At 62.4% G+C, this 17902-nt stretch carries 17 protein-coding genes; 10 read left to right on the top strand and 7 right to left on the bottom strand.

Features of this window, described 5'->3' with window-relative positions:
• Both QZY07_RS06860 and QZY07_RS06865 read left to right on the top strand, forming a co-directional pair.
• Window positions 1-141, top strand: a 141-nt coding sequence (locus QZY07_RS06860) for an FGGY-family carbohydrate kinase (protein ID WP_295401013.1), incomplete at its 5' end; no start/stop codon positions are given.
• A gap of 60 nt (window positions 142-201) precedes the next feature.
• Complete coding sequence (locus QZY07_RS06865; RefSeq protein ID WP_295400979.1) at window positions 202-1209, top strand: NAD-dependent epimerase; 1008 nt, start codon at window positions 202-204, stop codon at window positions 1207-1209.
• 126 nt (window positions 1210-1335) lie between these two features.
• Here QZY07_RS06865 and QZY07_RS06870 read toward each other — a convergent pair whose 3' ends face one another.
• Complete coding sequence (locus QZY07_RS06870) at window positions 1336-1545, bottom strand: DUF29 domain-containing protein (protein WP_295400981.1); 210 nt, start codon at window positions 1543-1545, stop codon at window positions 1336-1338.
• A 35-nt stretch (window positions 1546-1580) separates the two neighbouring features.
• On the bottom strand, window positions 1581-2483 hold the full coding sequence (locus QZY07_RS06875) for a recombination-associated protein RdgC (RefSeq protein WP_295400983.1): 903 nt from the start codon (window positions 2481-2483) through the stop codon (window positions 1581-1583).
• 124 nt (window positions 2484-2607) lie between these two features.
• Between QZY07_RS06875 and QZY07_RS06880 the strand changes: the two genes are divergently transcribed.
• A complete protein-coding gene (locus QZY07_RS06880) occupies window positions 2608-3882 on the top strand; it encodes an HlyC/CorC family transporter (protein WP_295400985.1) in 1275 nt (424 codons plus the stop codon).
• Window positions 3883-3915: 33 nt separating this feature from the next.
• Here the strand turns inward: QZY07_RS06880 and QZY07_RS06885 are convergent, their stop codons facing one another.
• Window positions 3916-5607 carry an NAD-dependent malic enzyme gene (locus tag QZY07_RS06885; protein ID WP_295400987.1) on the bottom strand — a complete coding sequence of 564 codons (1692 nt, stop codon included), beginning with the start codon at window positions 5605-5607 and terminating at the stop codon, window positions 3916-3918.
• A 358-nt stretch (window positions 5608-5965) separates the two neighbouring features.
• On the opposite strand from QZY07_RS06885, the gene QZY07_RS06890 reads away from it, so the two are divergent.
• From QZY07_RS06890 to QZY07_RS06915, 6 genes are read left to right on the top strand one after another with little or no spacing between them, the layout of a single operon-like run.
• The gene (locus tag QZY07_RS06890; RefSeq protein WP_295400989.1) at window positions 5966-7900 is read left to right on the top strand and encodes a proton-conducting transporter membrane subunit; all 1935 of its coding nucleotides are present in this window, start codon (window positions 5966-5968) and stop codon (window positions 7898-7900) included.
• A complete protein-coding gene (locus tag QZY07_RS06895; protein ID WP_295400991.1) occupies window positions 7897-8757 on the top strand; it encodes a complex I subunit 1 family protein in 861 nt (286 codons plus the stop codon). The genes QZY07_RS06890 and QZY07_RS06895 overlap by 4 nt, the downstream gene beginning before the upstream one ends.
• Before the next feature lie 5 nt (window positions 8758-8762).
• Window positions 8763-9212 (top strand): NADH-quinone oxidoreductase subunit B family protein, encoded by a 450-nt coding sequence (locus QZY07_RS06900; protein WP_295400993.1) that lies wholly within the window; start codon window positions 8763-8765, stop codon window positions 9210-9212.
• Complete coding sequence (locus QZY07_RS06905) at window positions 9209-9646, top strand: NADH-quinone oxidoreductase subunit C (RefSeq protein ID WP_295400996.1); 438 nt, start codon at window positions 9209-9211, stop codon at window positions 9644-9646. The genes QZY07_RS06900 and QZY07_RS06905 overlap by 4 nt, the downstream gene beginning before the upstream one ends.
• Window positions 9647-9649: 3 nt before the next feature.
• A complete protein-coding gene (locus tag QZY07_RS06910) occupies window positions 9650-10732 on the top strand; it encodes a nickel-dependent hydrogenase large subunit (RefSeq protein WP_295400998.1) in 1083 nt (360 codons plus the stop codon).
• 6 nt (window positions 10733-10738) lie between these two features.
• On the top strand, window positions 10739-11116 hold the full coding sequence (locus tag QZY07_RS06915) for a 4Fe-4S dicluster domain-containing protein (protein ID WP_295401000.1): 378 nt from the start codon (window positions 10739-10741) through the stop codon (window positions 11114-11116).
• A gap of 166 nt (window positions 11117-11282) precedes the next feature.
• Here QZY07_RS06915 and QZY07_RS06920 read toward each other — a convergent pair whose 3' ends face one another.
• The 4 genes from QZY07_RS06920 to QZY07_RS06935 form a co-directional block, all read right to left on the bottom strand.
• A complete protein-coding gene (locus QZY07_RS06920) occupies window positions 11283-11723 on the bottom strand; it encodes a hypothetical protein (protein ID WP_295401002.1) in 441 nt (146 codons plus the stop codon).
• Window positions 11724-11895: 172 nt separating this feature from the next.
• The gene (locus tag QZY07_RS06925; protein WP_295401005.1) at window positions 11896-13179 is read right to left on the bottom strand and encodes a TRAP transporter large permease subunit; all 1284 of its coding nucleotides are present in this window, start codon (window positions 13177-13179) and stop codon (window positions 11896-11898) included.
• Entirely contained in the window at window positions 13176-13889 is a 714-nt protein-coding gene (locus QZY07_RS06930) for a TRAP transporter small permease (RefSeq protein WP_295401007.1), read from the bottom strand. Before QZY07_RS06930 ends, QZY07_RS06925 begins: the two co-directional genes overlap by 4 nt.
• Window positions 13890-13987: 98 nt before the next feature.
• On the bottom strand, window positions 13988-14998 hold the full coding sequence (locus QZY07_RS06935; RefSeq protein ID WP_295401010.1) for a TRAP transporter substrate-binding protein: 1011 nt from the start codon (window positions 14996-14998) through the stop codon (window positions 13988-13990).
• Window positions 14999-15567: 569 nt separating this feature from the next.
• Between QZY07_RS06935 and QZY07_RS06940 the strand changes: the two genes are divergently transcribed.
• Window positions 15568-17604 carry a sodium-translocating pyrophosphatase gene (locus tag QZY07_RS06940; protein ID WP_295401012.1) on the top strand — a complete coding sequence of 679 codons (2037 nt, stop codon included), beginning with the start codon at window positions 15568-15570 and terminating at the stop codon, window positions 17602-17604.
• Window positions 17605-17902 lie beyond the last annotated feature (298 nt).

The raw sequence follows: 17902 nt of genomic DNA on the forward strand, positions 1-17902 counted from the left end.
GTGGGCGGCGGGGCGTCGAACCCGACCTGGACACGGATGAGGGCACGTCTTTTGGGTCTGGAGGTTGTCGCGGCGGAGCACCGCGAGGCCGCGTTCGGGGCCGCCAGGCTTGCGCTTCGGGCATTCGACACTGAACACTGACTCCCGCCCGAACGCGGTTTAAGATGACGCCTTCCGTCATCCGTCTCCCGAGGAGTTCCTATGAAAGTCCTGGTCACCGGCAGCGCCGGTTTTATTGGATCGGCCCTGTCGCTGCGGCTCCTGGAACGGGGCGACGAGGTGATCGGCATCGATAACCGCAACGACTACTACGATGTCGGTCTCAAGGAGGCGCGGCTTGCCCGCACCCTGAACTACGCGGGCTATCGGGATCTGCGGGCCGATATCGAGGATGGCGAGCGGCTGAGCGAGATCTTCGCCAGCTTCCGTCCGGAGCGGGTCGTCAACCTGGCGGCGCAGGCCGGTGTACGGTATTCCATCGACAATCCGATGGCCTATGTGCGGACCAATCTGGTCGGTTTCGCGAACATTCTGGAAGCCTGCCGGCATCACGGCGTCGAGCATCTGGTCTACGCTTCCAGCAGTTCGGTCTATGGGGCCAATACCGCGATGCCCTTCTCGGTCCATCACAATGTCGATCATCCGTTGAGCCTCTATGCCGCCAGCAAGAAGGCCAACGAGCTGATGGCCCATACCTATAGTCATCTGTACCGGATTCCGACCACCGGTCTGCGGTTCTTCACGGTGTATGGTCCCTGGGGGCGTCCCGACATGGCGCTCTTCAAGTTCACCCGCGCGATCCTCGCCGGCGAGCCGATCCAGGTCTTCAATTACGGCAAGCACCGGCGCGATTTCACCTTCATCGACGATATCGTCGAGGGCGTCATTCGCGTGCTCGATCGGGTGCCCGCGGGCAATCCCGACTGGTCGGGCGCCGAGCCCGACGCCGCAAGCAGTCAGGCGCCCTATCGGCTCTATAACATCGGCAACAACCAGCCGGTCGAACTGATGGAATACATCGGCTGCCTGGAAGCCTGCCTCGGGAAAAAGGCCGAGATGGAGATGCTGCCGCTCCAGCCCGGCGACGTGCCCGACACCTTCGCCGATGTCAGCGACCTGGTTCGGGATACCGGCTACATGCCCAGCACCCCCGTCGCCGAGGGCGTGGCGCGGTTCGTCGAGTGGTATCGCGGGTTCTATCAGGTTTGATTTCCGGGGCTCGCTGCCATTCCGCGAAGCCGTTCGCGGTGAGCCCTTGCTTCGGCTCCGCTCGGCACAAGGAGCTGAACCGAAGGGCTTGCCCTGAGCGGCTTCGCTTTCAGGCGGCCAGGATCGTCAGCTCGGGAACGCCTCTGGCCAAAATTCCTTGTCCAACAGATCTTCGATGCGGTAAGGACATTGAGCGGGAAAGGCGGATTCCATTAGGCCGGTCTCGACACTGGCAAGTTCGACCGCGTCCGCATAGGCATCGCGAGTCTCCGGTTCAAGGAAACGGCGCAAGCTTGGACTGTCCTGAAGCAGCCGGTTCAGATCCTTGCGCTGCACCTGTCAATGGCGACGCCGGGCGTGCCCGACGGCGTTCAATCGGTCGACAACAACCCACACACCTCGTCCAGACGCTCGATCAATTGCCGCATCTGCAGGGCCAGGATGGCGAATTCGGCATCCAGACGGGCCGCCGGTTCCAGGTCGGTGTCGTCCATCTCCTCCAGCAGCGCGTCGCCGACGCGCAAACGCTTAAGCGAGAGATCCTCGGCCAGCACGAAACTCAGCCGCTCGTCCCATTCGATCGCCAACTTGGTGACCCGCTTGCCCGCGCGGATGTGATTCAGCATCTCGTCGCTGGCGAGATCCTGACCGCTACAGCGCACGACCCCGGCGGAATCGTCCGAATCGCGCAGCTCGCAGGCATCGCCGGCGACGAAATCGGGCGGTGCCGTGCCGTCCAGCAACCAGCTCGTCATCACCGTCGAGGGCGTCTTGCTCGGATCGGGCAGCTTCGCGGGCAGGGTTTCCAGGGTCTCGCGCAGCAGCGAGACGACCTCTTCGGCCTGTTTCTCGCTGGCGGCATCCACCACCATCCAGCCGGCCTCGGTGTCGATATAGAGCTGAGTGCGGCGCGAGCGGGTGAAGGCGCGCGGCAGCATCTCGGTGACGATCTGTTCGCGCAGACGCCGCCGCTCGGCGCGGCCCACGTCGCGCGCCTCGCCGCTTTCCAGCTCGCTGACCCGTTCGTCGACCGCCTCGGCGACGGCCGCGGACGGCAGCAGCCGTTCCTGTTTGCGGGCGCACATCAGCAGACAGCCGCCGACGCCATGCACGAGTCCGGCGGTCTCCTCGCCGAGCGGGGCGGACCAGCCCAGGGTCGCCGTCTCGATCGGACCGCAGGGCCGGAAACGACGTTCGCCGAGACGCGCCTCCAGTGCGGCGGCATCCAGGGCAAAGGGCGTGTCCAGGCGGAAAAAGCGTGCGTTCTTGAACATGGTCGATCCTGATCGAAAAGGGCCGGAGTATGACCGACTCCGGATGAACTGCAAAGGCGTCCGCTCGGCGAAAGCGCCGGAGTTTCGCTAGAATACCCCCAACCCCGCCAAATCTCGGTACTCCGTGAACGATCTCCCGCTGACCGGCCTGTTTTTCGCCCTGTTCGTCCTGATCGCGCTCTCGGCCTTTTTCTCCGGCTCCGAGACCGCGCTGCTCACCATGAACCGCTACAAGCTGCGGCACCTGGCCGATCAGGGGCATCGCGGCGCGCGTCTCGCCCGCATCCTGCTCGACCGCCCGGACCGGCTGATCGGGCTCATCCTGCTCGGCAACAACTTCGTCAATACCATGGCCTCGGCCCTGGCCACCATCATCGCGCTGCGCCTCGGCGGCGAGGCGGCGATCGGCCTCGCCGCCGGCCTCCTGACCCTGGTGATCCTGGTCTTTGGCGAGGTCACGCCCAAAACCTACGGCACCCTCCACCCGGAGCGTCTCGCCTTCCCGGCGGCCTATGTCTATGCGCCGCTGCTCAAGGTGCTCTACCCCATCGTCTGGTCCGTCAATCTCATCACCAATGGACTGCTGCGACTGATGGGGATCGCCTCGGAAGGCGGCTCGAACACGGCCCTGAGCCGCGAGGAACTGCGCACCGTGGTCAGCGAGTCGGGCGCCATGGTGCCCGAGCGCAGCCGCGACATGCTGCTGGCGATCCTGGATCTGGAACACGCCACCGTGGAGGACATCATGATCCCGCGTCACGAGGTCGAGGGCATCGATCTCCAGGACAGCGAGGACGAGATCCTTCAGGCCATCCGCAACGCCGGTTATACCCGCCTGCCGCTGTTCGACGGCGGCGTCGATAATGTGATCGGCGTCTTTCATGCCCGCAACGCTCTGCATGCCCTGCTGGAGAAGGGGCTGGACAAGGAGCATCTGCGCAAGATCGCCCGCGAACCCTATTTCGTGCCGGAGGGCACGCCGCTCTATCAGCAACTGCTCAACTTCCAGCGGCTGAAGCGACGCGTGGCGCTGGTGGTGGACGAGTATGGCGATTTCCTTGGGCTCATCACCCTGACCGACCTGCTCGAAGAGATCGTCGGCGAGTTTACCACCGACCCGTCCGACAGCATCGAGGAGATCCATCGCGCCGAGGACGGCAGTCTGCTGATCGACTGCGGCATCGGCCTGCGCGACCTGAACCGCGCGCTGCGCTGGGAGCTTCCGACCGACGGTCCCAAGACCCTCAACGGCCTGATCCTCGAATACCTGGAGACCATCCCGGAGCCGGGCACCAGCCTCAAGCTCCACGACCATCCGCTGGAGATCATCCAGACCGCCGATTCAGGGGTGAAGACCGTCAAGGTCATTCAGCGCACGCCGCGCAAAGGGTGGCGGTGAGGATGACACTCTGGGAGCGACGCTCACGGGGCTTCAAACCGCTTCATAGGGGACATACCGTGGCTCGAACATGCGAGCGCGGATGAAGGCGTCCAGGTCGTCGGGGCGCTCGATTCCGGCCAGGCCCTCGGCGAAGGCGAGCTCGCAGACGGCGACGGCGATCTTGACCGAAATCTCGCGGATCAGGGTGAGGTCGGGGTAGAGCCGGCCGACCGCCAGGCTGTCTTCGCCGACCAGTCCCGCCAGGGTGCGGGCGGCGACGTAGAACATGGCGTCGGTGACTTGCGATGACTGACAGGCGACGACGCCCTGACCGACGCCGGGGAAGATGTACATGTTGTTGCACTGACCCGGCACCAGCAGGTGCCCGCCGCGCGTGACGGGCGGAAAGGGGCTGCCGCTGGCGAAGAGCGCGGCGCCGTCGGTCCAGGCATAGGCTTGCTCGGCGGTGCATTCGGCCTTGCTGGTTGGGTTGGACAGCGGGAACAGGGTCGGGCGCTCGCAGTAGCGGTGCATCTCGCGCACCGCCACCTCGGTGAAACTGCCCGGCTGACCGCAGACGCCGATCAGGACGGTGGGATGGACCGCGCGAATGACATCCATCAGATCGGCGAGCGGTGCCGAATCCTGGGCAAAGGGCCGCTTGTGTTCCGAGAGGCTGTCGAGACGGTCGAGCGTCACCAGACCCTGTGAATCAATGGTCCAGATCTGACGTCGCGCGGCCTCCAGACCGATGCCGCTCTCGCCCATCATGCCGGCGACGATGGTGTCGGCAATGCCGCGCGCCGCCGCGCCAGCGCCCAGGAAGACGATCCGCTGCTCGGTCAGGGGCTGGCCGGTGACGCGCAGCGCGCTGAGGATGCCGGCCAGGGTGACGGCGCCGGTGCCCTGGATGTCGTCGTTGAAACAGAGCATCCGGTGACGATAGCGTTCGAGCAGAGGGAATGCCTGGTCGTTGGAGAAGTCCTCGAACTGGATCAGCGCATGCGGCCAGCGGGCGTGGACGGCGCGCATGAAGGCTTCCACGACCTCGTCGTAGGCGTCGCCGGTCAGACGCGGGATGCGTCGGCCAAGATAGAGCGGATCCTCGCGGAAGGCGGCATTGTTGGTGCCCATGTCGAGCATGGCGGGCAGGGTGTGCTGGGGATGCAGTCCGGCACCGACCACATAGAGCGCCAGCTTGCCGATCGGGATGCCCATGCCGTTGGTGCCCAGGTCGCCGAGCCCGAGGATGCGGCTGCCGTCGCTGACCACCACCACCTCGATCATGTCCTCGGGCCAGTTAGCGACCATCTCCGCGAAATGGTTTACCTCGGCGGAGCTGAAATACATGCCGCGGGCGCGCTGGTAGATGTGTCCGAACTGGCTGCACGCCTGACCGACCACCGGGGTGTAGATGATTGGGGTCAGTTCGTTGATGTGGGAGAGCAGCAGCCGGTAATAGAGCGTCTCGTTGCGGTCGTGCAGGGTTTCCAGATAGATGTAGCGGTCGATGTCGCTGTTCTGGCGCAGAAAATTCTGCATCACCCGCTTGACCTGATCGTCGATGCTGACCACCTGCGGCGGCACCAGTCCGCGCAAACCGAGCGCGGCGCGCTCGTTGTCCGGAAAGCCGCTGCCCTTGTTCAGCAGCGGGTCGCGGATGACCTCCAGGCCGCGCTTGCGGACCGGAACGACGGTGGTATCCACGGATTGGGTGGGATAGCGTTTGACGGGCTTGGTCATGGTTGTATCTCGCGGTGAATGACAGGCAACGATGAAGCCTATTCTAACCGGGAGTCGGCTTTCACCCCTGACATTGCCCGCGGTTGCGTCGCTGGCTGCGCGACTGTTTTCGAACAGGCGTCCTGATCCGGCGCAATCACTTGCGTTTTCGCAATGAATATATGATGCCGGGCGCGATCGGATCGGCTAGATTAGTGCGTCGATCATCAGAAGACGCCCGTTCTGGCGCCAGTATTCCATCGCCATTCAAATGCGCTCGTACTGAATCCATGAACCATCGTCCATCCACCGTCCGGGCGGTTCGTCCGGCTCATGACGCGCCGTTCGCATTCTTGCGAACCAATCCGAGGATCCCCGGATGCCATTGATTGCCCTTTTGATTGGGTTCCCCCTGCTGGCGGGGCTGGCGATCCTGTTCGCCCCGACCCACGCGCGGCGCGCTGACCTGGTGCGCTGGTCGGTCTATGGTCTGGGCGGCGCCACGCTGGCGCTGGCGCTGTCCTATTTTCGGATGGAGCCTCAGTTTTTCGCTCTCGGGGAGGGCGTTGCCGGCGCGCTGGACAGCGCCTTTTTACTGGGCGGGATCGCGCTCTCGGTCTATCTGCTCTTCGCCTGCCGCCGAATCAAGGGGCGCGAGTGGTATATCCCGCTGCTGATCCTGGCGCAGACCGGGCTGATGCTGTTCGCGGAACTCGCCCCGGAGCATCCCGAGGTGGCCCGGCAGTTCTACGTCGACAGTTTCTCGATCCTGATGGCCTTGATCGTCGGGTTGGTCGGCGGTCTGATCTGCCTCCATGCGATCCGCTACATGCAGGATTATCAGGCGCACGATCTTGAGGTGACGGATCGCCGCCCAGCCTTCTTTTTCATGCTGTTCGTGTTTCTGGGGGCGATGTTCGGCATCGTCTTCTCCAACCATCTGCCCTGGCTATTTTTTTTCTGGGAGGTGACGACGCTCTGCTCGTTCTGGCTGATCTCCTATTCGGGGACGGACGAGGCGATCCGTAACGGTTTCCGCGCGCTGGGGCTCAACCTGATCGGCGGCGTTGCCTTCGCCGGAGCCATCGTCTGGCTGACCCACGGGCCGGGGCTGCACACCTGGGAACTGGACCAGTTGATTGCCGCCGGCAGTACGCTCGCACTGATCCCGGCGGTCCTGATCGCGATCGCGGGGCTGACCAAGTCGGCGCAATTGCCCTTTTCGTCCTGGCTGCTCGGGGCCATGGTCGCGCCCACGCCGGTGTCCGCGCTGCTGCATTCGAGCACCATGGTCAAGGCGGGCGTCTTTCTGCTCGTCAAGCTCTCGCCGGTCTTTCACGATACCTACGCCGGTCTGCTGCTGTCGCTGGTCGGCGGGGTCACCTTTCTCGTCACCTCGCTGGCCGCGGTCAGTCAGCGCAACGCCAAGCGGGTGCTGGCCTATTCGACCATCGCCAATCTCGGGCTGATCGTCATGTGCGCCGGGGTCGGGACGGCCACGACGATCTGGGCGGCGATTCTGCTGATCCTCTTCCACGCGGTTGCCAAGGCGCTGCTGTTCCTCAGCGTCGGCACCACCGAACATCTGATCGGCAGCCGCGACATCGAGGACATGGAGGGCCTGGTCTATCGGCGTCCGGTCCTGGCCGCGATGATGCTGGTCGGCATCCTGGGGATGTTCCTCGCGCCCTTCGGCATGCTATTGAGCAAGTACACCTGTTTCCAGGCGTTCCTGACCATGGACGTGATGCCGGGCGACGGTATCCTGCTGGCCGCTATTCTCGCCTTCGGCAGCGCGCCGACGCTCTTTTTCTGGAGCAAATGGATGGGCAAGTTGGTCGCCATGCCACGTCGGCCAAACCCCATTGAAGCGGCGATTCCCCGCGACGAGGCGATCGCGCTCTTCACGCTGACCCTGATCACCTATGTGGCCTGCGCGCTCTTTCCGCTGGCCGATTGGATGTTCGTGCAACCCTATACCGAGTTCCTCACCGGCGCGGGTTTGATTCCGCTGACGGATGACCGCATCCCCTGGGAGACGATCGCGATGATGACGGCCATGCTGGGCGGGATCTTCCTGCTGCCGCTGATCTTCTGGCTGCGACCGCCGCGCTTCGCCGTGGTGAGCGGCTATCTGAGCGGGGCGAATGTCGACGGCAGCGCCTCCTACCGGGGCGCCATGGGGGCGGAGCGCGAGGTCGAAAGCCGAGGCTATTATCTCACTGGATTCATCCAGGAAGATCTGCTAGTTCGTCGCGGGCTCATTGGAGCGGCGATCTTGATGACCCTGATGTTGTGGAGCGTGAACCCATGAATGTGGAACACTGGGGTTTGGCGGTTGCTTTCGTGGTCCTCGGACCGCTGCTGGGCGCGCTGCTGGCCGGTCTCGACCGGCGTCTGACCGCGCGGATGCAGTCCCGTCAGGGGCCGCCGCTGCTGCAACCGATCTACGATGTGCTGAAACTCTTTGAGAAGGACACCGTCGTCGTCACCGAACTCCAGACGCTCTATCTCTGGGGCTTCCTGTTCTTCATGGTCATCTCCGGGTTCATCCTCTTTCTCGGCAGCGATCTGTTGCTGAGTCTGTTCGCGCTGACGGTGTCGGGGATCTTTCTCTGTCTCGCGGCCTATTCGACCAATTCGCCCTACAGCAACATCGGTTCCTCACGCGAGCTGCTGCTGATGATGGCCTACGAGCCGATGCTCATCATCGTGGCGCTCGGATTCTTTCTGGTGGCGGACAGCTTCCGGGTGAGCGACATCGTGGCGGGCAGTCCCTGGCAGGTGGTGCAACTCTTCGGCATCCTGCTCGGATTTCTCTTTATCCTCACCATCAAGCTGCGCAAATCGCCGTTCGATCTGAGTTCGTCGCACCACGGTCATCAGGAACTGGTCAAGGGCATCACGACCGACCTGTCCGGGAGCGACCTGGCCCTGGTGGAGATTGGGCATTGGTACGAGAACACCATCCTGCTCGGCTGGCTGTATCTCTTCTTTGCGCCCTGGGGCGTGGCCCTGGCACTGCCCATCGCGCTGGTGCTGTTTTTCGCCGAGGTGCTGGTCGATAACACCCACGCGCGGCTTAAATGGGCGACAACGCTTAAGGCAACCTGGGTGGTCACTGGCCTGTTCGGCGTGACCAACCTCATGCTCCTCCCTCTGATCACCTGAATCCCATGAGCTTCCTCAAAAAATCCCCCTGGATCCTGCACTACGCCGCGACCAGTTGTAATGGCTGCGACATCGAGCTGCTGGCCTGTCTGACGCCGCTCTACGACGTGGAGCGGTTCGGCATCGTCAACACCGGCAACCCCAAGCATGCCGACATCTTTCTGGTCACCGGCTCGGTGAACGAGGAGTCGCGCAAGGTGGTCGAGAACCTCTACGCGCAGATGCCGGATCCCAAGGCGGTGGTCGCGATCGGTGCCTGCGCCCTGAGCGGTGGCATTTTCCGCGACGCCTATAACGTCTATGGCGGGATCGATCAGGTGATCCCGGTCGATGTCTATGTCCCTGGCTGCGCGGCACGCCCGGAGTCGATCATCGATGGAATCGTGCAGGCGCTCGCCATCCTGGAGGAGCGCGCCAGGGACCGTAAACGTCAACGTAAAGTGGTAGCGTCATGAGTGCGAACGAATCCTTCGAGGACATCGAGCTTGATCAATGGGTCGCGACGGCCAGTCGCCATCGGGCCGATGGCTTCCGGCTGGTGCAGATGACCGGGACCGCGCGCGAGGATCATTTCGAGGTCATGATCAGCTACGACAGGAACTATGACTGCGTCAATTTTCGCGTGCATGTGCCCCGTGACCGGCCTGAGCTGCCCAGCCTGAGCGTGGTTTTTCCCGCTTCCTTTACCTATGAAAACGAGCTGAAGGATCTGTTCGGCTTCAACATTCCGGGTCTGGCTCTCGACTACGGCGGGAACTTTCTGCGCACCAAGACCAAGATTCCCTTTTCCGGCAGTGTGACCCTGAAGAAGGAGAAGCCGGAGCGCGCGCCCAGTCGGGCGGCGGCGGGCACGAAGGTTGCCCCACCCACGCCAGTCCGGGAGGGCTGAACCATGGCGAATACCACCATCATCCCCTTCGGTCCGCAGCATCCGGTCCTGCCCGAGCCGATCCATCTCGACCTCGAACTCGACGACGAGCGGGTCGTCCAGGCGCTACCGTCGATCGGCTATGTGCACCGGGGACTCGAACTGCTCGCCGAGCGTCACGACTTCGTCGAGATGGCCCAGGTCGCCGAGCGCATCTGCGGCATATGCAGTTTCATCCACGGCCAAGGCTACTGTCAGGGGATCGAACGCCTCATGGGGCTTGAGGTTCCGCCGCGCGCCGTCTATCTGCGCACCGCCTGGGCCGAGATGTCGCGTATCCAGAGCCATCTGCTCTGGCTGGGTCTGTCCGCCGATGCCTTTGGCTTCGAGAGCCTTTTTCAGCACAGTTGGCGCATCCGCGAGATGCTGGTCGACATCATCGAGGAGACCACTGGTGGGCGGGTGATCTTTGGTTCCTGCAAGGTCGGTGGAATTCGCAAGGATGTCGACGCCGAAACCCTGCAACGGGTCAATCGCCGCATGCGGGAGATCGAGGCCGCCTTCGACGAGGTGGCCAACATCTTCCGTGCCGACCGCACGGTCAAGCAGCGCACCGTCGGGGTTGGCGTCATGAGCGCAGAGGATGCTTATGCGCTGGGCGCCGTCGGCCCCGTGCTGCGCGCGAGCGGTTTCGCAAGCGATACCCGCCAGTTGGGCTATGCCGCCTATGGCGAACTGGAGTGGGAGCCGGTCGTCGAACAGGCGGGCGACTGCTATGCCCGCTGCGAGGTTCGGCTGCGCGAGATCAGCCAGTCGATCGACCTGATCCGCCAATGTCTCGCCAACATGCCCGAGGGCGAGATCGAAGTGACCTTCAAGGGCAAGCGGCCCAAGGGCGAGACCATGGTTCGGCTCGAACAACCGCGCGGCGAGGTCTGTTATTACATGAGCGCCAACGGCCAGAAAAACCTGGAACGCTTCCGCGTCCGCACGCCGACTTTCGCCAACATCGCCCCGCTGGTGCACATGCTCAAGGGCTGCGACCTGGCCGATGTCCCGGTCATCGTGCTGACCATCGATCCCTGTGTGAGCTGTACCGAGAGGTAACCCCCAATGTCCTGGTTCTCCATCTCCGCGCTGGTGACCCGCAGCGCACTGCACCGGCCAGTGACCCGGCTGTATCCCTTCGAGCGGCGCACGCCCTATCCCAAGACGCGCGGGCATATCGAATTCAAGATCAACGACTGCACCTTCTGCACCGTCTGCGCCGTCAAATGCCCGACGGGTGCCATCGTCGCCAGCAAGAAAGACAAAACCTGGGCCATCGACCACAGCCTCTGCATCCTCTGTGGGAACTGTGTCCATGACTGTCGCGAGGGTTGTATCACCCAGTGTAATGACCCTTGGCCGCCGATGCGGACGAAAGAGATCGTGAGTTTCAGGCAGGATTTTGAGACTCCTTCCTCGCTCAAGACGCCTCGAGGTGCTTGATCTGGCGGCGTCCCTGCCAGGCTTTCGGCGTTCGACTTGTGCACTGAAAATGCATAGTGCGTAAAAAACCGCCCATTTGGGCGGTTAAGTGGCCAGGGTCAGCATACGATTCACCACGATTGAGCGGGGCACCCAAGCAAATGGAGGATCGCTGACTGAGAAAGCGTTAGCGGAATCCCCAGCGCAGAGCCGCCGCCCCAGCGCCGATGCTCTGGGCGGCACTGCCGATCGACCCGATGCCGTCCGCCACATTTGATGTGTTGGTGCCGAATACTTCAGTGTTTTCCGTACGGTTTTTGACTCGCACACGATTATCCATATAGTCGGCATGGCTATTCGTCAAGCGGGCATTGGCACGGGACTCGCGGTCGATGGCTCCCGCCGCCGATCGGTTGACATCAGCTTGGCTATGCAGCACATCTTTGTAAGCGCTCCCGCCGTACACACTAAAATTATCCGCGCAAGCCACGGAGGTGACCAATGCCAAAGCGATAGCGGCGATCCCATTCGAAAGCGGTTTCATCATCGGTGGCTCCTCGATCTTGGTGAAATAGAACTCGATTGCTTGTGGGTGGCGACGTTTGAAGCATAGCTGATTTTCGAACAATGTTCCCTTGTATAACCGATTGAAAGTCGACCTCAACTTTACGACGTCCGCTCACGCTGCGAATTGTTCGGACAACGGACGAGGAATGATCAGCACTTCATCACGAATTCGCTCTCAGGACACTTTTGGTAAACGATTTTCGTGACGGATGAATTCGCTGGATGGGCGATGGTCACATCATCCCCAAATACGTCGGCAGCCAGATCGACAGTGTCGGCCAGTAGGTGACGAGCAGCAGGAAGCAGAGCATCGCCAGCAGCCAGGGCCAGACGGCGATGGTCAGTTCGGTGATACCCATTTTGGTGATGCCCGAGGCGACATAGAGATTGAGTCCCACCGGCGGGTGACACATGCCGACCTCCATGTTGACCACCATCACGATGCCGAAATGCACCGGGTCGATGCCGAGCTTCACCGCCACCGGGAAGAGAATGGGTGCGAAGATGAGGACGATCGAAGTCGGCTCCATGAAATTGCCGGCCAACAGCAGCAGAATGTTGACCGCCAGCAGGAAGGCGATCGGTCCCAGCCCCTGAGCGAGCATCCAGTCGGCGAGCGTCTGCGGGATGTTCTCGTTGGTCAGAATGAACGAGAACATCACCGCGTTGGTGATGATGTAGAGCAGCATGGCGCTCATGTTCGCCGAGTTCAGCAGCACCCGCGGCACGTCCTTGAGGCGCATGTCCTTGTAGATGAAGACGGCGACCACGAAGGCATAGACCGCGCTCATGGCGGCGGCCTCGGTTGGGGTGAAGAGCCCGGCATAGATGCCGCCCATCACGATCAGAATCAGCAGCAGGCCCCACACCGACTCCCGAAAAGTCCGCCAGCGTTCGCCGAAACTCGCCTTGGGCATGCGCGGATAATTGAACTTGCGCGCCCGCCACCAAGTGACGCCGCCCAGTACGCCGGCTAGTGCGATGCCCGGCATCACGCCGGCCATGAACATGGCCCCGACCGAGGTATTGGTCGCGACCGAATACATCACCATCACGATCGAGGGCGGGATCAGAATGCCGAGTGCCCCGGAGGTAGTGACGATGCCGGCGCCGAAGTTCTTGGGGAATCCGGCCTTGAGCATCGCCGGCAGCAGGATGGAACCAATCGCGACCACCGTCGCCGGGCTGGAGCCGGAAACCGCCGCGAAGAGTGCGCAGGCCGCGACGCCGGCCAGACCCAATCCGCCGTACCAATGACCGACCATCGCCGAGGCGAAGGCGATCATGCGCCGCGCGACCCCGCCATGGGTGAGAAAGTTGCCGGCCAGGATGAAGAAGGGGATCGCCATGATCTCGAACTTCTCGATGCCGGTGAACAGCTTCAGCGCCACCGCTTCGAGCGGCACCTGGGTCATGGTGAAGAGGAAGGTGAGGACGGTAAGACCGAGCGCGATGGAGATCGGCATCCCGGTCAGCATCAGCGCGAGCAGGATGCCGAAGATGATCGCGGCGCTCATGATGGACGGCCCTCCTGGTCGGAATCGCCCGACTTTCCGGACTCACCCACGGGTCGGTGTTTGAGGTCGCGGAAGTGCAGGTTGTCGTCCATGTCGTAGATATTGACATCGACCGGCAGCGGATCTTCGGTGAGACCTTCGACATGGCCGTGATCGTGCTGCGGCAGCTCGCCGGTGCGGAGGAAGCCGTAGGCGACCTGCAGAAAGCGGAAACACATCAGGGTCGAACCCAACGGGACCGCCAGATAGACGATCCAGGTTGGCCATTCGAGGTCGGGAGTCGTCGGTCCTTGCGGAAGATCGCCGGTGTCCAGGCCCAGGGTGCTCAAATAGGCGTAGTGCGCGCCGTTCTCCCAGACGAAGCGGGTGCCGAGCGTGGCGACGATGGCGGTGAAAAGCGCGCCGGCCAGCAGGCCGAAGAGGATGACCTTGGCCCGCCTGCTGTCCGAGAGTCGGTTGACCAGCACGTCGACGCCGACATGGATGCCGGTGCGCACCCCGTAGGCGGCGCCGAACTTGGCCATCCAGACGAAGAGAATGATGCATAACTCCTGGGTCCAGCCGAAGTTGAGCGACAGCAGCCAGTCCTGCACGACCGGGATCTCGTAACCGGAGGCGTAACGGTGCAGGACCGAGACGAACACGATCAGAGTCGCGCCGCCCATGAGCAGGATGATGAGCCATTCTTCGAGATGATCGAGCAACTTCATCGGCGGATGCTCCAATTTAAACCGCGTTCCGCCGGTCGCCGTTGGTTGTCGTGAGGACGGGCTCACTCGAAACGACGCTGGCCACTCTATGACGCGGTTTAAAGTGAATCGGGCTTGAAACCGGTCGCCTGATAGATGGACTCGATCAGTTCCTTGCCGACCCGCGAGGCCATCTTGTCATGCACGGGCACCAGCTTCAGCTTGAAGGCCAGTTTCTCTTCGGCGGTCGGCGTATAGACCTTGGTCTTGCCGCTCGCCTCGATGCCCGCCAGTGCCTGATCGTTCTCTTCCTTGGCGATCCGGTTGGCCAATTCGGTCGATTCCTTCATGGCCTGCTCCAACTGGCCGCGGACATCCTCCGGCAAACCAGCCCAGAATTTCTTGTTCACGATCACCGCGTAGCCCAGATAACCATGCTGGGTCAGGGTCAGGTCCGTCTGCACCTCGTGCATTTTCTGGGTGAACATGTTGGAAGGAGGATTCTCGGTGCCGTCCACCACGCCGGTATCGAGTGCCTGGTAGACCTCGGAGAAAGCCATCACCTGGGGCAGCGCCTTGAGCGCGCGCATCTGCTCCTCAAGCACCTTGGATGACTGGATACGGAATTTCTTGCCCTTCATGTCCTCGGGCGTCTTGATCGGGAAATTGGCCGAGAACGACTTGAAGCCGTTGTCCCAGAAAGCCAGACCGACGATGCCCTTGGGCTCCAGCTTTTTCAGAATCGACTGGCCGATTTCGCCCTGGGTGACCCTGTGCAGATCGTCATAATCGGTGAAGATATAGGGCAGATCGAAGGCTTCGAAATCCTTGACGCCCAGCGGGCCGAACTTGGCCAGCGAGGGCGCAAGCATCTGCACCGCGCCGATCTGGAGCGCTTCCAGCTCCTCTTTATCCTTATAGAGCGCGCTGTTGGGATAGACCTCCACCTTGACCTTATCCCCGGTCAGTTCGGCGGCGCGTTGGGCAAAAAAGTCGGCGGCCTTGCCCTTGGGCGTGTCCGCCGCGACCACATGGCTGAACTTGATGACGATCGGCTCATCGGCGGCAATCACGGCGCTGGTGGCGCCAATGCACAGGGCCAGGCCCAGCATCAGGACGGAAGGTTTCATGACGCGCTCCTCATCGGCGAGAATCTTATTATGGATGTTGGCTTTCATCGCCGCGCGGCGATGAATTCACCGAAGGCTACACTTCGGCTCGACCGCCTTCAAGGCGGCGCTCCTCGATTCGACCGGTTCGATACTGGCTCCCGAGGACGTTGATTCTGGGATTGACGTCCGTCGTCCGGATTTCAAATAGAGAGGATTAAGGAATTTATCGGGAACGATTGGGAGGCACGCCTGAACGCAGGGAAGTTGGCCGGATCCAGGCAACGGATCATCGCCGCCTTCGCGTCGCGGCGGACTCCATGAAAATGAAGGGGATAGGCGTAAATCGCCCGACGTTCCAGCATCCTCGTCCAAGCCAGGCCTGGGAATTGCCGACATCCCTGGATGGCCCGTGATCGAGATTAGCCCTTGCAAGCGTGTGGAAGCTGATAGCGGACCACGACCTTTATGTTAAAGTTCCGCGTCGTCTTGGTGGCTGGTCGTTACGTCTGCTGCTGTATCCCGACGTTGCGATTGCCGCTTGATTGGCTCGGCTCACTCCAACGAAAACCCGCTACGGGGGGATGTTCATGTCAACAGATGTTGCACTTTGGCTCGCCATCGGCGCCGGTGGTCTTGCCGTTCTGTACGGTTTGGCCGTCGTCGCCTGGATTACCATGCAGTCCGCTGGTTCCGCACGCATGCAGGAAATCGCTGCGGCGATTCAGGCCGGCGCCCAGGCTTATCTCAATCGGCAGTACACCACCATCGCCATGGTCGGCGGTGCGCTCTTCCTGATCCTTTGGCCAACCCTCGGTTTGGCGACGGCCGGTGGGTTCGCGGTCGGTGCCATTCTCTCCGGCCTCGCCGGTTATATCGGCATGAATGTGTCGGTCCGTTCCAACGTCCGCACCGCACAGGCCGCGACGATCGGGATGGAGGCCGCGGTGGACGTCGCCTTCCGGGGTGGCGCGGTCACCGGCATGCTGGTGGTCGGTCTCGGTTTACTCGGCGTGGCGGGCTATTTCGCCTTCCTCGGCGCCGATAAAGAGGCGCTGCATGCGCTGGTTGGTCTCGCCTTCGGTGGCTCGCTCATCTCCATCTTTGCCCGTCTCGGCGGCGGCATCTTCACCAAGGGCGCCGACGTTGGCGCGGACCTGGTCGGCAAGGTCGAGATCGGCATTCCCGAGGATGATCCTCGCAACCCGGCGGTCATCGCCGACAACGTGGGCGACAATGTCGGCGACTGCGCCGGCATGGCCGCCGACCTCTTCGAGACCTATGCGGTCACCATCGTCGCCACCATGGTTCTGGGCGGTCTCATGTTCAAGGGCGCCGACGGCGGTCTGGACATGGACTACATCCTCTATCCACTGATGCTCGGAGCGGTTTCCATCGTCGCCTCCATCGTCGGCACCCTGTTCGTGAAGGCCCGCGAAGGCGGCAAGATCATGAATGCGCTCTATCGCGGCATGGCCGTCGCGGGCGGGCTGGCATTGGTCGCCTTCGCGATCGTGACCTCGCTCTTCATGGGCGATCACTTCTTCGCCATGCTCTTCTGCACCCTGGTCGGTCTGGCGCTCACGGCCGCGCTGGTGCTCATCACCGAGTACTACACCGCGACCGAATATGCGCCGGTCCGCTATGTCGCCGAAGCTTCCCAGACCGGGCATGCCACCAACGTCATCGCTGGTCTCGCGGTCTCGATGAAATCCACCGCCTGGCCGGTGCTGGCGGTCTGCGCCGCGATCTGGGCTTCCTATATGGTCGGGGATCTCTACGGCATCGCCATCGCGGCGACCGCCATGCTGTCGATGGCGGGCATGATCGTCGCGCTCGACGCCTATGGTCCGATCACCGACAACGCCGGCGGGATCGCCGAGATGTCCGGTCTGCCTCCCGAGGTGCGTCACATCACCGACGCGCTGGATGCGGTCGGCAACACCACCAAGGCGGTCACCAAAGGCTACGCCATCGGCTCTGCCGGTCTGGCCGCGCTGGTGCTGTTCGCGGACTACACCCATAACCTCCAGGCGGCTGGCAAGCTGGAAGTGTTCAGCCTCTCCGATCCGGCCGTCATCATCGGTCTCTTCATCGGCGGCATGATCCCCTACCTCTTCGGTGCCATGGCCATGGAGGCCGTCGGGCGTGCCGCCAGTTCGGTGGTGGTCGAGGTCCGGCGTCAGTTCGCCGAGATTCCGGGGATCATGGATGGCACGGGCAAGCCCGATTATTCACGGGCGGTCGACCTGCTGACCCGCGCGGCGATCAAGGAAATGATCATCCCCTCGCTACTGCCCATCCTGGCCCCGGTCGTGGTGGCGTTTGGGATGAACATCCTCATGGGTGACGGCGCCGGCGTGCGCGCGCTGGGCGGTCTGCTGATCGGCACCATCGTCACCGGCCTGTTCGTCGCCATCTCCATGTGCACCGGCGGCGGCGCCTGGGACAACGCCAAGAAATATGTCGAGGAAGGCAACTTCGGCGGCAAGGGTTCCGAGACCCATCACGCGGCCGTCACCGGCGACACCGTCGGCGACCCCTACAAGGACACCGCGGGTCCGGCGATCAACCCCCTGATCAAGATCATCAACATCGTGGCCCTGCTACTGGTGCCATTGCTCTGATCGAAGGCGGTTGGATGGTCCGGGAAGGGAAGACCGGGCCATGAGGATCAAAAAGGCGCGGCCAATGGCCGCGCCTTTTTGTATTCCAGGAATCTGAACGATGAGAACCGTCACCATTTTGTATGCCGCAATGCGGCATCCGCACTTACAAGTGGAGTGCGCGCGATGAAAAACGATTGCTTCTACGATCTAACCCGAATTTTTCATAAAAATGGGCGACACTCGCTTAACCAATTGATAAAATTGGTGTTCCGCCAAGAACGCTTCGGAGAAGCTAAACGAGGTCGCCCATGTCCCA

It is taken from the genome of uncultured Thiocystis sp. (genome assembly GCF_903866365.1).
Taxonomy (GTDB): domain Bacteria; phylum Pseudomonadota; class Gammaproteobacteria; order Chromatiales; family Chromatiaceae; genus Chromatium.

What these genes read in the sequence shown, in the direction of transcription:
- QZY07_RS06865 (WP_295400979.1), top strand. Translation starts at nt 202, where the DNA reads ATGAAAGTCCTGGTCACCGGCAGCGCCGGTTTTATTGGATCGGCCCTG.
- QZY07_RS06875 (WP_295400983.1), bottom strand. Translation starts at nt 2,483, where the DNA reads ATGTTCAAGAACGCACGCTTTTTCCGCCTGGACACGCCCTTTGCCCTG.
- QZY07_RS06885 (WP_295400987.1), bottom strand. Translation starts at nt 5,607, where the DNA reads ATGACCAAGCCCGTCAAACGCTATCCCACCCAATCCGTGGATACCACC.
- QZY07_RS06890 (WP_295400989.1), top strand. Translation starts at nt 5,966, where the DNA reads ATGCCATTGATTGCCCTTTTGATTGGGTTCCCCCTGCTGGCGGGGCTG.
- QZY07_RS06895 (WP_295400991.1), top strand. Translation starts at nt 7,897, where the DNA reads ATGAATGTGGAACACTGGGGTTTGGCGGTTGCTTTCGTGGTCCTCGGA.
- QZY07_RS06900 (WP_295400993.1), top strand. Translation starts at nt 8,763, where the DNA reads ATGAGCTTCCTCAAAAAATCCCCCTGGATCCTGCACTACGCCGCGACC.
- QZY07_RS06905 (WP_295400996.1), top strand. Translation starts at nt 9,209, where the DNA reads ATGAGTGCGAACGAATCCTTCGAGGACATCGAGCTTGATCAATGGGTC.
- QZY07_RS06910 (WP_295400998.1), top strand. Translation starts at nt 9,650, where the DNA reads ATGGCGAATACCACCATCATCCCCTTCGGTCCGCAGCATCCGGTCCTG.
- QZY07_RS06915 (WP_295401000.1), top strand. Translation starts at nt 10,739, where the DNA reads ATGTCCTGGTTCTCCATCTCCGCGCTGGTGACCCGCAGCGCACTGCAC.
- QZY07_RS06925 (WP_295401005.1), bottom strand. Translation starts at nt 13,179, where the DNA reads ATGAGCGCCGCGATCATCTTCGGCATCCTGCTCGCGCTGATGCTGACC.
- QZY07_RS06930 (WP_295401007.1), bottom strand. Translation starts at nt 13,889, where the DNA reads ATGAAGTTGCTCGATCATCTCGAAGAATGGCTCATCATCCTGCTCATG.
- QZY07_RS06935 (WP_295401010.1), bottom strand. Translation starts at nt 14,998, where the DNA reads ATGAAACCTTCCGTCCTGATGCTGGGCCTGGCCCTGTGCATTGGCGCC.
- QZY07_RS06940 (WP_295401012.1), top strand. Translation starts at nt 15,568, where the DNA reads ATGTCAACAGATGTTGCACTTTGGCTCGCCATCGGCGCCGGTGGTCTT.